Source organism: Sphingorhabdus sp. M41 (assembly GCF_001586275.1).
Lineage (GTDB): Bacteria > Pseudomonadota > Alphaproteobacteria > Sphingomonadales > Sphingomonadaceae > Parasphingorhabdus.
Genome location: NZ_CP014545.1, coordinates 1,633,316 through 1,648,952, shown reverse-complemented (window position 1 = coordinate 1,648,952; position 15,637 = coordinate 1,633,316). Strand labels below are relative to the sequence as shown.

Annotated in this window: 10 protein-coding genes; 7 read left to right on the top strand and 3 right to left on the bottom strand. The window is 54.8% G+C overall.

Features of this window, described 5'->3' with window-relative positions:
* Positions 1–5: 5 nt before the first annotated feature.
* From nirB to AZE99_RS07850, 6 genes are all read left to right on the top strand, one after another.
* Entirely contained in the window at positions 6–2,513 is a 2,508-nt protein-coding gene (nirB, locus tag AZE99_RS07875; protein WP_067199582.1) for a nitrite reductase large subunit NirB, read from the top strand.
* The gene (gene nirD, locus AZE99_RS07870; protein ID WP_067199579.1) at positions 2,510–2,854 is read left to right on the top strand and encodes a nitrite reductase small subunit NirD; all 345 of its coding nucleotides are present in this window, start codon (positions 2,510–2,512) and stop codon (positions 2,852–2,854) included. Before nirB ends, nirD begins: the two co-directional genes overlap by 4 nt.
* A complete protein-coding gene (locus AZE99_RS07865) occupies positions 2,851–5,445 on the top strand; it encodes a nitrate reductase (RefSeq protein WP_067199576.1) in 2,595 nt (864 codons plus the stop codon). Before nirD ends, AZE99_RS07865 begins: the two co-directional genes overlap by 4 nt.
* Entirely contained in the window at positions 5,442–6,233 is a 792-nt protein-coding gene (gene cobA, locus AZE99_RS07860) for a uroporphyrinogen-III C-methyltransferase (RefSeq protein WP_067199573.1), read from the top strand. Before AZE99_RS07865 ends, cobA begins: the two co-directional genes overlap by 4 nt.
* Positions 6,234–6,444: 211 nt before the next feature.
* Positions 6,445–7,284 carry an HAD-IIB family hydrolase gene (locus AZE99_RS07855; protein ID WP_067199570.1) on the top strand — a complete coding sequence of 280 codons (840 nt, stop codon included), beginning with the start codon at positions 6,445–6,447 and terminating at the stop codon, positions 7,282–7,284.
* Between the two features lie 34 nt (positions 7,285–7,318).
* Positions 7,319–8,533, top strand: a complete 1,215-nt coding sequence (locus AZE99_RS07850) for a glycosyl transferase (protein WP_067199567.1) — start codon at positions 7,319–7,321, stop codon at positions 8,531–8,533.
* 2 nt (positions 8,534–8,535) lie between these two features.
* Here AZE99_RS07850 and AZE99_RS07845 read toward each other — a convergent pair whose 3' ends face one another.
* Entirely contained in the window at positions 8,536–10,293 is a 1,758-nt protein-coding gene (locus AZE99_RS07845; RefSeq protein WP_156472158.1) for a sugar phosphorylase, read from the bottom strand.
* On the opposite strand from AZE99_RS07845, the gene AZE99_RS07840 reads away from it, so the two are divergent.
* Positions 10,292–11,632 (top strand): glycerate kinase type-2 family protein, encoded by a 1,341-nt coding sequence (locus AZE99_RS07840; protein ID WP_067199565.1) that lies wholly within the window; start codon positions 10,292–10,294, stop codon positions 11,630–11,632. The genes AZE99_RS07845 and AZE99_RS07840 overlap by 2 nt on opposite strands.
* A 40-nt stretch (positions 11,633–11,672) precedes the next feature.
* On the opposite strand, the gene AZE99_RS07835 is transcribed toward AZE99_RS07840, so the two are convergent.
* Positions 11,673–13,997 carry an EAL domain-containing protein gene (locus tag AZE99_RS07835; RefSeq protein WP_067199562.1) on the bottom strand — a complete coding sequence of 775 codons (2,325 nt, stop codon included), beginning with the start codon at positions 13,995–13,997 and terminating at the stop codon, positions 11,673–11,675.
* A gap of 121 nt (positions 13,998–14,118) precedes the next feature.
* Positions 14,119–15,606, bottom strand: coding sequence for a FecR family protein (locus AZE99_RS07830; protein WP_067199560.1), 1,488 nt, complete (start codon positions 15,604–15,606; stop codon positions 14,119–14,121).
* Between the last annotated feature and the right edge of the window lie 31 nt (positions 15,607–15,637).

Here is a 15,637-nt window from a genome sequence, read left to right as displayed (position 1 = left end):
TGTAAATGAACGCACCGGTTATAATAGATGATCAGCAGGAAAATGCTTCCCGACATGGCCGCGAACGGCTTGTTGTCATCGGCAATGGCATGGCGGGCTGTCGTGCTGTGGAGGAAATCCTCGGCCGCGATGCTGACCGATACGCCATCACCATCTTCGGTGCCGAACCCCGGGTCAATTACGACCGGATCATGCTGTCACCGGTCCTGGCGGGCGACAAGAGCTTTGAAGAGATCATCATCAATGATCAAAGCTGGTATGATGACAATGGCATAGAATTGGTCAGCGGCGATGCGATTATTGCAATCAAACGCGAAGCCAAGGAGGTGGTCAGTGCCTCGGGTCGGGTGACGCCTTATGATCGGCTGCTGATTGCCACGGGGTCCGATCCGTTCATCATTCCGGTGCCGGGGCACAAGTTGCCGGGCGTTATCACCTTTCGCGATCTCGATGATGTCGACAAGATGCTGACCGCAGCAGAAGCAGGCGGAAATGTCGTTGTCATCGGTGGCGGACTTCTGGGTCTGGAAGCGGCTCATGGACTGTCGCTGCGCGGGATGCAGGTTACCGTCCTGCACCTCATGCCGACCCTGATGGAGCGGCAGCTGGATGAAGCGGCAGGTTTCCTGTTGCGAAGCGAACTGGAACGGCGCGGGCAAACCATCATCACCCAGGCCGATACTGCGGAAATATTGGGGGATAGCCATGTCACCGGCGTGAAACTTAAGGACGGAACCGAAATCGACGCCGACCTTGTCGTCATGGCGGTCGGGATAAAGCCATCGATCAATCTCGCCAAATTGGCGGAACTGGAAGTCGAGCGCGGCATAGTCGTCGATGACGATATGGTAACCAGCGATCCGGCGATCCTGGCGGTCGGCGAATGCGTGCAGCATCGCGGTGCCTGTTACGGGCTGGTCGCACCACTGTGGGAAATGTGCCGTGCTCTGGCCGATTTCATGACCAGCAATCCCTCCGGATATGTCGGTTCGGTTACCGCGACCAAGCTGAAAGTGTCCGGGATCAACCTGTTCTCCGCCGGTGATTTTTCAGGCGGCGACGATACCGAGGATATTGTCATGCGCGACGCTTCCCGCGGGGTTTACAAGCGGGTGGTGGTGAAGGGTAACCAGCTGATTGGCGCCGTGCTGTACGGCGATACAGCAGATGGCAGCTGGTATTTCGATCTTCTGAAACGTCAGGAAGATATATCCGATATCCGTGAAGCGCTTATCTTCGGTCAGGCTTTTGCTTCAGGAGGGGCCACGCTGGACCCTGATAGCGCCGTTGCAGCATTGTCCCCCGACGCAGAAATCTGCGGCTGCAACGGCGTTACCAAGGGACAGGTGGTTTCCTGCATCGATGGCGGTGCCGGCGATCTCGACAGCGTTCGCGCCGGTTGCAAGGCATCCGCCAGTTGCGGTTCCTGCACCGGCCTGGTCGAAAGTCTGCTCAGCCTCTCGCTGGGAGATGATTATGGTGGCGCACGCACGGTAACGCCGATGTGCAAATGCACCAGTTTCACGCATGAGGATGTCCGGCGCAATATCCTCGAAAAAGAGCTGAAATCCATTCCGCAGGTGATGCAGGAACTGCACTGGACCACGGCAGACGGCTGTGCCTCCTGCCGTCCGGCGCTCAACTATTATCTGCTGTGCGCCTGGCCCACCGAGCATGAGGAAGACCCGCAAAGCCGGTTCGTCAATGAACGGATGCATGCCAATATCCAGAAAGACGGTACCTATTCGGTCGTCCCCAGAATGTGGGGTGGAATCACCACACCGAATGAGTTGCGCGCGATTGCCGATGCAGCCGACAAATATGAAGCGCGTCTGGTGAAGGTCACCGGCGGTCAAAGGCTGGATATTTTCGGAATCAAGAAAGAGGATCTGCCTTTGATCTGGGCCGATCTCAATGCCGCCGGAATGGTGTCGGGCCATGCATATGGCAAGGCGCTGCGTACGGTCAAAACCTGCGTCGGCAGCGAATGGTGCCGCTTCGGCACGCAGGATTCGACCGGACTGGGTATAAAAGCCGAGCAAATGACCTGGGGCAGCTGGATGCCGCATAAATTCAAGATTGCCGTCTCCGGCTGTCCGCGAAATTGTGCAGAGGCATCAATCAAGGATCTCGGGATCATCTGTGTCGACAGCGGCTATGAACTGAGCGTTGGCGGCAATGGCGGGATCCATCTGCGCGGCACTGATTTCCTCTGCAAGGTTGAAACCGAAGAGCAGGCGCTCGAGTATATTGCCGCGTTCATCCAGCTTTACCGGGAAGAGGCGCGCTATCTAGATCGCACGGCACCGTGGGTTGAAAGGGTTGGCATGGATTATATCAAGGGCCGCATTGTCGAAGACGAGGCCGGCCGCAAAAAATTGCAGAAACGTTTTCTGTTCGCCCAGTCGGTGCATCAGAAAGATCCCTGGGCGGAACGTGTCGCCGGTGCGGAAGGTCACCTGCACAAGCATATCGCCGAAATCCGGCCCTTTGCTGTACTGGAGCCTGCATGATGACTGATGCAAAATGGATCGATATCGGCCCGGTCGAACAGCTGCCGGCCATGGGAGCGCGGACCCTGCCGGTACAGGGTGGCCAGGAGATCGCCATATTCCGCACTGCAACGGGCAGCATCCATGCTCTGGCGAACAAATGCCCGCACAAGGCCGGACCACTTAGCCAGGGCATTGTGCATGACACCAACGTGACCTGTCCTCTACATAACTGGCGCATTTCCCTGCTGACGGGCGAGGCATTGGGAGAAGACAAGGGTTGCGTACCGGTCATCCCGGTCAAAATTGACGCCGGCCGCATTTATATTGAACGCGCTGCTGCTCTGGCCGGCGTTGTGTGAAAAAGATTTGCACCACTTGCCCTTATTGCGGCGTCGGTTGCGGTATCAAAGCCGAAATCACCGGTGACCGCGAGGTCATCATCAAGGGTGACGACGACCATCCGGCGAATTTCGGACGACTATGTTCCAAGGGGACCCATCTCGGGGAGACCGTCAGTCTTGAGGGCCGTCTGCTCCATCCCGAAATCGGGGAACAACGGGTAGGCTGGGATGTGGCTCTCGATCTCGTGGCAAAGCGCTTTTCCGATACCGTCCGCGAGCACGGCCCGGACAGTGTCGCTTTCTACGTCTCCGGCCAGTTGCTGACGGAGGATTATTATATCGCCAACAAGCTGATGAAAGGCTTTATCGGCAGCGCCAATATCGACACCAACAGCCGTCTGTGCATGGCAAGCGCAGTCGCCGCTCATGTTCGTGCTTTCGGCGAAGATGTCGTGCCGTGCAGCTATGGTGATCTCGATGCGGCCGATCTTATCCTGCTGGTCGGGTCGAATACCGCCTGGTGTCATCCGGTGATATGGCAAAGGATCGAAAAAGCGCGCGCGGAACGCGGCACGAAACTGGTCGTCATAGACCCGCGTCGTACCGAAACAGCCGAATGCGCAGATCTTCATTTGCCGATACGGCCGGATGGCGATGTCGCCTTGTTCAATGCTCTTTTGCAGCAAATGAAGCATCGGGACGCGCTCGACGCGGATTTTCTGCGAGACCATGTCAACGCACCGGACCAATTCTGGGACAATATCTCCGGCGATGCGGAAATGGCAGGTGTCGATGCAATATTGCTTGAACAACTGGCCGATCTTGTCGCTGCTCACCCCAAGATGGTGACGCTGTTCAGCCAGGGTGCCAATCAATCCGTTGGCGGCACCGACAAGGGCAATGCCATCATCAATCTGCACCTTGCAACCGGCAGGATAGGCAAGCCGGGCATGGGGCCATTTTCGATCACCGGCCAACCCAATGCGATGGGCGGGCGCGAAGTTGGCGGGCTGTCTTCGATGCTGGCTGTCCATATGGGTTTTTCGGATGCCGAATGTGAGGCTGCCCAGACATATTGGAACAGTCCGACGATTGCGCGGAACCCAGGCCGCAAGGCAGTCGACATGTTTCGCGATGTGCATGAAGGACGGATCAAGGCGATCTGGATCATGGCAACCAATCCTGCCGTATCGATGCCGGATGCAGATTTCGTTAGAGACGCTCTGAAGCGTTGCGATTTTGTAGTGGTGTCGGACGTCATCGCCCAAACCGACACAACTGCCTTCGCGGACGTAAAACTGCCAGCGCTCGCCTGGGGGGAGAAAGACGGAACCGTCACCAACAGCGAACGGGTTGTCAGCCGCCAGCGGGCATTGTTTCCCGAGCCCGGTGAGGCCAAGGCAGACTGGTGGATTATCCAGCAAGTCGCTCGACGGATGGGCCATGGCGAGGCATTTTCGTTCGAAAGCGCCGCTGCGATCTTTCGGGAATATGCAGCGCAGACCGGATATCGCAATGATGGCAGACGAAAACTGGACCTGTCGGAATGGGCCCAGACCAGCGACCTGGAATATGATGTCCTGACGCCAAAGATCTGGGGTGGCACTTCACCGTTCGCGAATAGCAAATTCACTACGCCTGATGGCAAGGCTTGTCTGGTAGCCGTTTCCTCGCCAGCGGCCAGGGTTGCTGATCCCGCATTTCCCTTGATGCTCAACACCGGGCGTTACCGTGACCAGTGGCATAGCATGACCCGCACTGGCCTGAGCCCGCGCCTGTCCCAACATCGCCGTGAGCCACTGGTCGAAATACACCCGCAGGACGCCACTGCTCACGGACTGGAAGACGGCAGCCTCGCGAGGATCATTACGCGACAGGGAGAAAGCATATTTCGGGTCCAGATCTCTGATGCCCAGCGACCGGGCGAGATTTTCGCGCCGATGCACTGGACCGATCAGATGAGCAATAGTGGCCGAGCGAACCGGCTTCCGGATCAGACCGTCGACCCCATATCCGGCCAGCCCGCATTTAAAAACAGTTCCTGCAATATTGCCGCGCTGGAGCCCGAGTGGCGCGCATTTCTTGTCTGTGCCAAGCGTCCGGCCCTGCCCCCGCTTCTCTATTGGACCAGCGCCAGAATCGCGGGTGGCTGGCTGGTAGAACTGGCAGGCGCGGACAATATTGATCTCGATAATCTGCTCCCGGCGGGCGACCGTATGGAAGCGGTCGATCTCCAGCGCGGTATGCGCCGTATTGCGGTTCGCGATGCAAAAGGGAGGCTGGCAGCGGCGCTATATCTGACGCGTCAGGGAGACCTGCCTTCGCGCGACTGGATCGCAGTGCAGCTTGTTGATGATGTTCCGGCAGATGCAGCCTCGCTGCTGGCTGCCCGACCGAAGATCGCCGGGCCGGACAAAGGTCCGACCGTCTGCGTCTGCTTCAATGTGGGTGCCAAGGAAATTACCAGCGCTATCAGCCGGCAATGTCTCACCAGTCTGGAAGAGATCGGCACGGCGCTCAATGCCGGGACCAATTGCGGCAGTTGCCGCCCCGCAATATCAAAATTGCTCGCACAAATGCGGGTACCGGATTTGGAGGCTGCTGAATGAGCGACATCAAGATTGAACGCGGAACCGTCTGGCTGGTAGGCGCCGGTCCAGGCGATCCCGATCTGCTCACCCGCAAGGCCGAGAAGCTCATTCATGCCGCGAGCGTCATTTTCTATGACGCGCTGGTTGGCAAGGAAGTTCTGGCGCTGGTTCCAGGTCAAACCAGACTTGTAGCCGTCGGGAAACGATCTGGCCGTCATTCCAAGGATCAACGCAGCATCAACGAGTTGCTGGTCGAAGCTGCTCTGGCCGGCGAACGTGTCGTCCGGTTGAAAGGGGGCGATGCCGGAATTTTCGGTCGTGCCACGGAAGAAGCCGAAGCGCTGACCGCCCATGGCATCCAATATCATATTTGTCCGGGAATAACTGCTGCATCGGCCGCCGCGGCCAGTGCGGGCGTATCACTCACGGTCAGAGGCCTGGCCCGCAAACTGGTGTTTGTGACCGCCCATGCGCAGGCCGGTGAAGAACTCGATCTTGATTGGAATGCGCTAGCCGATCCAAAGGCGACGTTGGCCATATATATGGGCAAAGCGGCCGCCGCGACAATATCGGGCAAGCTGATCCGCGCTGGCTTGGCCAGCGACACGCCGGTCTTGCTGATCGAAAATGCAAGCCTGAAGGAAGAGCGGCAATTCAGCACCCGACTGGATTTACTCTCTATCTCCGCTCGAGCCGCCTTGGGCGATGGCCCTGCGGTGATGTTGATCGGAGAAGCGGTCAGGAAACCGCAAAAGTCTGTCTGCACTGCGTCAGCTTATAATCCACACTATAATATTGAGGGCTAATTTCCCGCTTCAGGGCGTTGGCCTATAGCGGATGTCAAATAGATGGTGTCGGAAGTGGCTATAGCGAGCAGTCCGATTTCTTTTCTACAACCAGCATGAACACACTTTCAATCCTTCCCCCTCATTGTCGGAAACAGGTCATGTTCGGGAAAATGGGCATCTGCAAAATTGACATGTTCGCGTCGCAATCCTTCTGCTAGCTTTCACACAAATGATGTCAAAACGCCCTTTCTCTCCTCTGATATTTACAGACCTTGATGGCACCTTGCTGGATCATAACAGCTATTCGGCAGCACCAGCTGATCGATTGATCAAGCAGATATGTGATCAGTCCCTCGGCCATGTCATTCCAATCACCAGCAAAACTCACGCAGAGTTGCGCTTGCTCAACCAGGTGATCCCGATCGATGAATCGATCGGCGTGACCGAAAATGGTTCGGTGATTCATATGTCTGATGAGTCTCCCATTAGACGGGATGCCGAGCAAAGCAGACAAATGATGGGGATAGAATACGGCGAAATTCTTGACCGGATCAGAGGTCTTCCTCCGGCCCTTCGTGTGCATATTAACGGCTTTGTCGACATGTCCGCGGATCAGGTCTCGGAGTTCACCCGCTTGCCAATCGATAACGCCCGGTTAGCGAAACAGCGAGAGGCGACGGAACCGTTTCTGTGGTCCGGAACAGATCAAGAGATGGAAGAACTCAAAGCGATCATGTCCGATTACGGCATCCAGATCCAACGGGGTGGCCGATTTTATCATTTCACTGGTCACGCCACCAAAGAGCAAGCGATGGCCTGGACAAAAGGCGCGTTTTCCGATCGAAACCCAGATATTGAGTATATCACAATTGCGCTGGGCGACGGTCCGAATGATCTCGCGATGATCGAGGCTGCCGACTTTGGCGTGATCATGCCCAATCCCGATGGGGTCACGATTGAAAGCATCCAACCCAATGTTCGCATGGCTGCAGCTGTCGGTCCACAGGGATGGGTCTTGGCAGTCCGGGAAATATTTTCGGAATTGGGTTTAATCCTGCCCGAAAGCTGATTAGGCTGGCTTTTCAGAAATTGCAGGAAAACCTATGGCTGATTTTCATCAAAATGGCATTATTTCCACTCTTCACAATTTGACCGATCGGACCACGGTCTCACTGGAAGCCGATCTGATGGGCTTCCGTTCCGCCAATCCGATGGCCCTGGTCCTGCCCAGCCTGTTCTCAGAACTCGAGGGACCTGCGCTCGAACATATTGTTGATCAGCTTTGCGAAGTGCCATATCTGGATGATATCATCATCGGCCTTGATCGTGCGGACAAAGATCAGTTCAAATTTGCGAAGGATTATTTTTCCCGCCTGCCGCAACGTCATCATATCCTGTGGAATAGTGGTCCTCGACTGACTGCTCTCGACGAAGAATTGAAGGAACATGGCCTGTCACCGGCCGAACCCGGCAAGGGTCGCAACGTGTGGTTCTGTTTTGGCTATTTTCTCTCCGCAACCGACGCTCAGGTAGTTGGACTGCACGATTGTGATATATTGACCTATGATCGCGATCTGCTCGCGCGGCTGATGTACCCAGTCGCAAACCCGACTTTCCCTTATGTTTTTTCCAAGGGCTATTATGCGCGGACGACAGAAGAGAAGTTCAATGGCCGGGTGGTGCGTCTGCTCATCGGGCCCCTGCTGGCTGCACTGAAAAAGGTGTGCGAGCCAAATGACTATATCACCTATCTGAACAGCTTTCGCTATGCGCTTGCCGGGGAGTTCGCGATGGGACGGCAAGTGGTGAAAAATATCCGTATCCCGTCCGATTGGGGGCTGGAAATAGGCGTGCTTTCCGAAGTCTGGCGCAATCATTCAACCCAGGCCATCTGTCAGGTCGAGATTGCCGACAATTATGATCACAAGCATCAATCGGTTTCTCACGACAACCCGGAAGCAGGCCTGTCCAAGATGAGCATCGACATCACAAAATCGATTTTCCGGAAGCTCGCTACCGACGGTCAGATATTTTCTCAGGGAACGTTTCGTACGCTCAAGGCGACCTATTTCCGGATCGCACTGGACCGAATAGAAACCTTCTACAATGATGCCGTGATGAACGGCCTGACCCTGGACCGCCATGAGGAGGAAACCACGGTAGAGCTATTTGCCCAGAATATCATGACCGCTGGCGAAGTGTTTCTGGAATCTCCTCATGAGACACCCTTCATGGCCAACTGGAACCGGATCAACAGCGCGATTCCGGATTTTACCGACCGCTTCAAGGAAGCAGTGCGGCTGGACAATGAAGATTAGCGCTATCTTGGTGCTACATTGCTTATCCAGATGGTTTGATAGGGGGCCAGGCAATAATCCCCTTCGATATCGCTGATAATATCGCCGGAAATCAGGTCCCACCATTTATCACCGGCTATCAGATTTATGTCTGCCAATGATATCGTCTTTTCGTCCTTGGTCACGTTGGTGATGGCGAAAATGCTCTGCTTGCGTTCCTGGCTTTGCCGCCAGATCCCGAACAGCCCTTCCGGCAGAGCCAGCGTGAATTGCACCGCATTAGGATGGAAAGCCTGCTGTTTCTTGCGCAAATCAACAAGCGAAAGCAGACGCGTAAAAACTTCCGCCTCGACGGTTTTCGGGTCCGCCAGTTTCTGGCAGATTTCATCATAGTCGACCAGGCATCGGTTAATCGACCGGTTGTGGCCAGTCAGATTGACCTCCTCATAGCCGTTCGGCGTTGCCAAGAGGCTGTGAATGTAAATGGCGGGTATGCCCTCTAGCGCCAACATGATCGCCATGGCCGCCATGAAACGATCGATTTGATGTTCGTCCGGTCCGTCCAGGGTCCCCTGCATTGCTTCGAAATAGGAGATATTCATCTCATAGGGTTTTTCCGTGCCGCCCGGCCCTCGCCGCATTGAAACCCGCCCACCAAAGCTCTGAATGGTGGCCAGCATCTGGTCGACTTCGCCTTGCGGCAAGGCACCTTCCGTTGGACGCAGCCCGATCCCGTCGTGGCTGGCAGTGAAATTGAGATAGGTGCAGCCGGTCAGGGCGGGCGGATTGCTTCGGGTCAATCGTTTCAAATAAAGGGCGTTGCCGGTCAGCAGTGCGTGAGTGAGCAGCGGCGGCAACGAGAAATTATAGATCACATGCGCTTCATTCTGATTACCGAAATAGGTCAGGTTCTCATGATTGGGGATATTGGTTTCGGTTATGATGATCAGCGTTTCTGCGTGATGGTCCATCAGTGTACGCAACAGCCGGATGATCTCGTGGGTTTCATCCAGGTTGATCGAAGGCGTGCCTATTTTCTTCCATAGAAAAGCAACGGCATCCAGCCGGAATATCCGCACCCCATGGTCGATATAGGCCGCTATAATCTTGATAAACTCAAGCAACACTTCCGGATTGGTGAAATCAAAATCGACCTGATCCGTACTGAATGTGCTCCAGACGTGGCGGTCCCCCGCAGCCGTCCGGAACGGCGTGAGCAAGGGGTGCGACCGGGGACGCACCACCTCACCCAGATCGGCCGTGGGATCAGCGGTATAATAATAGTCCTTGCCCGGCGCTTCGTCGGATAGAAATTGCTGGAACCAAACGGATTTGCTCGACCCGTGATTGATAACGAGATCAGCCATGAGCCTATAGTCGTCGGCGATCGCCTCGATATCGGACCATTCGCCAAGCGCATCATCAACCTGCAAATAGTCGATCACCCCGAAACCGTCATCCGAACTATAAGGGAAAAAGGGCAGGATATGTACAGCACCGATTGTCTGACCGATATGTTGGTTTAAAAAACGGTGCAAAGTCTGCAGCGGGCGTTCTCCATCCGACCGGATGGTTCCACCATAAGTGATAAGCGCGATGTCGCTCTCATCCCATAAATGCTTGTTGGCAATTTTCCTGCGCTTGATCATCTTGCCTTTTTCGGGCCAGAACAGATTGACGATACGCTCTGCAAGCGCATCGCAATCCTGATCAGGGTAAACAGCCTCCAAATGCGCTGACAGGCGTTGCAGAAGATGGGTGATTGTGGCGCGATCTTTCATGATTTGGTATATCACTCCGAAAATCTTCTTGACCCCGGCGAAACAATCGGGCCCTTATTGTGCAGTGCATCAAACAACAAATCCCGAGTCAATAAAAGCTTTTTTAAAGAAGCTTTACGAAAGCGCCTTGTCACCGGCTCTGCCTGAAAATGCCATGCGCGATCTGGATTGGCCGCAGGTCACGGGAAAAACCTATTTATTGTCTGTCGGGAAAGCGGCAACTCAAATGGTCGCAGCCATCCAGAACCGCCTTCCCGACCAAATCAATGGTCTGATCGTTACCCGAAAAGGATATGTTCAGGCCGGTTGTGCGCCGGGTCATATACAGGTTGTTGAAGCATCCCACCCGGTTCCGGATGCTGCCGGAGCGGAAGCTGCTCAGGTCGCCCTGGCGGCAGCGGATGCACTCGGAGAAGGCGATCTTCTGCTTGTCTTTATGTCAGGCGGCGCAAGCGCCCTGCTCCCGGCTCCGGCTGAAGGTATTTCCCTGCAGGAGAAACAGGACGTCACACGAGCTCTGCTGCGATCTGGCGCGCCCATTAGCGAAATGAATATCGTCCGCAAGCATCTTTCCGCGATCAAGGGCGGCCGTCTGGCTGCGCGAGCATGGCCAGCGGCTACGCATATGATCGCGATATCGGATATCCCAGGAGACGACATCGCAATGATCGGATCTGGGCCGACTGTGATCGACAGCTCGACTTGTGCTGACGCGCGGGCAATTGTCGAAAAATATGGAATCGCCCTGCCCGCTTCTATCAAGTCGGAGCTGGAAAGCGAACGTCTCGAAACACCGAAATCCGGCGACCCGAAAATGCAGCGCTCGACGGCCGAGATTTGTGCCCGGCCCGCCGATATGTGCGCGGCCGCAGCAACGGCCTGTCAAGCGATCGGCTATGAAGTGATCATGCTCGGTGACGCGCTGGAAGGCGATGCTCTGGAGCTAGGAAGGGAGCACGCGAGACAAGCGCTTGCTTTAAAAGCAACCGGCCGAAAGTTGGCTTTGATTTCCGGTGGAGAGGCAACAGTCACGGTCCGCAATCAAGATGGCCGCGGCGGCCGATGTACGGCTTATCTGCTTGCCTGCGCACTAGAGCTGGAAGGAGAATCTGACATTTCCGGCTTCGCAGCAGACAGCGATGGCATAGACGGATCAGAAGACAATGCCGGCGCATTCCTGTGGCCCGGTATATTGGCCGCCATGGGTGGCAGCGAGCAAGCACTGCGGCTGCTGAACAGCGACAACAGCTATCTGGCCTTTGAAAATGCCGATGGCTTGCTGATGACTGGTCCTTCGGGAACCAATGTCAATGATCTGAGGGTGCTCCTCGTCCGATAGCAGAGACACACGGACTCCACCTTTCTTCGGGAAACTTCAATCAGGCCGACAAGCGCGCCTCTTCAAATGCGCTGTCCAGCCAGTCAGTTTCAAATACTTCGGGCGTGACCGGTTTGGATATATGCCAGCCCTGGCCGATATCGCACCCGTATCGGGTCAGCAATTCCAAGCACGGCTGGTCCTCAATTCCTTCTGCGACAATTTTATAGCCGAGAGCATGAGCCATTTTGATGGTGGATTTGACCATGACCCGGTTGGCGCTGTCAGTGGTCATTGTTTTCACGAAGCTTTGATCCAGCTTGATTTCGCTGACTGGCAGGCGCTGCAAATAGCTCATGGTCGACTGACCGGTTCCATAGTCATCAATGGACACTCTTATACCCGCATTCTGAATGAGTTTCAGTGCCAATGCAGATCGTTCCGGGTCCGCGAGCGTTGCTGTTTCAGTGACTTCGAAAACAATCTGAACATTATCGACATCTGCTTCTTCCACCATGACAATTGCCCTGTGCACAAAGGCCTTGTCACCCAGCAGCTTGGCAGAAATATTGACGGAGCAGGTCAGCCCGGGGCGTCGTTCTCCCCACTTGGTCAAATCATCCAGTGCGCGTTGCAAAACGTGAAATGTCAGTCCGTCGATGCGGCCGGCTTTTTCTAGCAGGGGAATGAATATTGCCGGACTTATCGTGCCACGGTCGGGATGGTCCCAACGAACCAGAGCTTCTGCGCCGTCGAGCCGATTTGCCAAAAGGTCCCATTTGGGTTGATAAACCACACCAAGATTACCGTCCTCGATAGCCTGATCCAGTTCCATCAGCAGATTGTGCTTTTGACCAATGGCATGGTCAAATTCGGAATCGTGCCATGACCATTTCGTCCCGTTGGCGAGTGCCTTTTCCGATGCGATTTTGGACTTGTCCAGAGAGTCACCGCTGATACCGAAAGTCGCATCTATCTTGATCTTGGTGTCTCCTGCCATGACGGGGGCCTGGAGCAGTGCAGTTGCGGTGTCGAAATGGCCCGGAATATCGTCAGTATATTCATGCCTCACAATCCATGCGACCATGTCTGAATCGACATGATAAATGCACTCATCCCGGGCCAGAAAATTCAGTCGGCTGGCGATATTCTGGAACAGAACGCTACGAGATTCCCTACTGGTCAACACAAGCAATTCGCGGAAGTCTGCCAGTCGGGCCGTGGCAATATAGCCGGAACCTTTCGTGGCTAGAATCTTCAGTAACGCCGCCTCGTTAGGCAGTCCGCTGATTTCACTTACATATTGGCTGGTCTTTAGAGCCGTTGTCGTCGTCAGCAACTTTTGCGACAGCATAAATACGGTCAGGAAGAAAAAGGCCGGCACGTTAGAAAATGTGAAAAAGCTCAAATATTCAATCAGCAACAGGAGTGCCACCAGCGCTATAATGGCTGAAAAGGCGATTCCGATGAGACCGGGGGAAGAGATTCTGCGAGATGCTGTACAGGCCAACATCAAGATGGCCGAAAATATCAACGCCGGAAATTTCCCAAGGTCGTGCAAATTCGTTCTCTGGATCAACGTTTCACTCGCCATCGCCTGGATGACGACACCGGGAACCACTCCAAAACGACTGGTAGAGTAACGATCACCCAATTCTATGGCGGTAGCTCCGATGAGCGCCGTTTTACCCCTTAACTTCGGAGAGAGATCGGTCGAGCCCATCAGTTCTGCAAAGCTTAGTCGGGGAATTGTGTTGGGGTCGATAGATTGATCGATCGCAAATTTTTGACCGATATTGCCACGGGCTTGTGCGACCATGCTAGCCAGCGATGGACGTGTTGTGTTCGCGGTAGTCGTTCCATAGCTATATTCATTCAGTTGACCGCGACTGTCAGGAAAAACATTCACGGAAGCCAGAAACGCATTTTGGCGAAAGAGGGTGTTCGGCAGGCTTTCGACAAATTCTCCTCGATCTGTTGACCCTCGTTGCCGAAATGTCGGGAGAATGATCGTGGCATCGGATTTCTCAAAGGCATCTGCGAGAATCTGATCGTCTGTTTCGGTGGAGCGGGATGAAAAATCTATATCGAACGCGATCTGCGTTGCGCCAGCTTCATTCAGCTTGTCGACCGCTTTGGCATAATATGCGCGTGGCCATGGCCAGCGATCCAGTTGCTGAAGAGATATTGCATCAATTTCGACGATAACGACTTGGCCAGATGCCGGTTTTTCCAGCACATTAGCGCGCAGATTGCTCAATCTTTCTTCAACATCGTTACCGAAGTCGGCCGAAACCAATGCAAGACCAGCCGCTAGCGCCAATATCCAGGGCAAGAATGCGAGGTTAAATGCGATTGCCCTGATAGAAGAAAAATCAGTCTTCAACGATATCTCCGCTCGTCAGTTGGTGATCCTATTACTCTAGACCTATCTATTTTGCGTTAATGCAGTCGCAAACTGAGGCTGAGCTTTTGTAGAATCTAAACAGCGGTGGAGTCTTGCTCTGCTATTTGGCTTTAATTTTCACGTTACCGTCGGCATTGCCGCCTGCATTGCCATTTCCATTGCCGCCAGCATTGCCATTGCCATTGCCGCCAGCGTTACTGTCGATAGTGATCCCAGCGTTGACGTTGCCACCTGCGTTGCTGTCAACAGTAGTATCAGCAGCACCATTACCGCCAGCATTGCCGTTGCCGTTCCCGCCGGCATTTCCGTTGCCGTTGCCGCCAGCATTGCCGCTGGCATTACCGCCAGCATTGCCGTTGCCATTGCCGCTGCCATCGCTGCCAGCATTACCATTGCCATTGCCGCCAGCATTGCCGTTGCCGTCGCCGCCAGCATTGCCGCTCCCATCGCCGCCAGCATTGCCGCTGCCATCGCTGCCAGCATTGCCGTTGCCGTCGCCGCCAGCGTTGCCGTTGCCGTCGCCGCCAGCATTGCCGTTGCCGCCAGCATTGCCGTTGCCATTGCCGCCAGCATTGCCGTTGCCGCCAGCATTGCCGCTGCCATCGCTGCCAGCATTACCATTGTCATTACCGCCGGCATTTCCGTTGCCATTACCACCAGCATTGCCATTGCCATTGCCGTTGGCATTTCCGTTGCCATTACCACCGGCATTGCTGTTAGCGCGATTGTTTTCACCGCCGAACGGATTGCCATTGCCGTTTCCAACAGCGCCTGGATTGCTATTATTCAAACCACCATTTTTTTCGGCAAAGCTGGGAATTGCAGAGTTCGATGCCGCCATTCTTGCTGTATCAAGCGAAGATCCACCGTTGCTGACCAGACCACCAGTCAAACCACTGAGCGAAACGGGAGTCTCCAGTACAGGGGCGGTTATGGTTCCTTCAAAAGAACTGGTAGCGATTTCGCTCGAACCCTCTTCGTTCAGAATTTCCGGTTCATCTCTACCGCTGGCTGGCGCATTGGGCGAATCAATCGTCCGGGATTCTGCGCCCGCGATAGTCAGACGGAATTGCTGGTCCCGATTAACCATCCCGATCATGCCGGGTGACAATAATTGAGTCGCCCCACCATCCAGAGTCGACACTTGCACAGCGCCCTCGGTCACCTGCACCGCCGTTCCGGTTTCTGTCACGGTCACGCTGAACGTGGTCCCCTTGACCACAGCCGCAAGATATGGGGTTTCTACACCGAAATGCGGCGTTGCCTTTTTGTCGATCCGAAACAGGACATTACCGATTTCTTCAAAAAACTGGACGATACCACCACTTTGCTTGGGCGCACTTATCCTGAGACGGCTGTTTGGTGAAACAATAACATATTCCTGTCCGCGAACCAAAACTGCGCGACTCTTATAACCTGTGGCAATAACGTCGCCGACGTCAAGGCTTCCGCCGTTCATCGCAATTCGTGATACGCCGGAACGCAGTATATTGACGGTCCCGGCACTTTCAGAAAGTTTCCATTGCGGGGCTTCTGCATGAGCTGTCCCTGCCGTCATGAGGGCAATAATCGAGAGAAATTTTTTCATATTGGTAAATCGCTTTTTTCGGTTTCAGATC

What these genes read in the sequence shown, in the direction of transcription:
- AZE99_RS07850 (WP_067199567.1), top strand. Translation starts at nt 7,319, where the DNA reads ATGGCTGATTTTCATCAAAATGGCATTATTTCCACTCTTCACAATTTG.
- AZE99_RS07845 (WP_156472158.1), bottom strand. Translation starts at nt 10,293, where the DNA reads ATGAAAGATCGCGCCACAATCACCCATCTTCTGCAACGCCTGTCAGCG.
- nirB (WP_067199582.1), top strand. Translation starts at nt 6, where the DNA reads ATGAACGCACCGGTTATAATAGATGATCAGCAGGAAAATGCTTCCCGA.
- AZE99_RS07840 (WP_067199565.1), top strand. Translation starts at nt 10,292, where the DNA reads ATGATTTGGTATATCACTCCGAAAATCTTCTTGACCCCGGCGAAACAA.
- nirD (WP_067199579.1), top strand. Translation starts at nt 2,510, where the DNA reads ATGATGACTGATGCAAAATGGATCGATATCGGCCCGGTCGAACAGCTG.
- AZE99_RS07855 (WP_067199570.1), top strand. Translation starts at nt 6,445, where the DNA reads ATGATGTCAAAACGCCCTTTCTCTCCTCTGATATTTACAGACCTTGAT.
- AZE99_RS07830 (WP_067199560.1), bottom strand. Translation starts at nt 15,606, where the DNA reads ATGAAAAAATTTCTCTCGATTATTGCCCTCATGACGGCAGGGACAGCT.
- cobA (WP_067199573.1), top strand. Translation starts at nt 5,442, where the DNA reads ATGAGCGACATCAAGATTGAACGCGGAACCGTCTGGCTGGTAGGCGCC.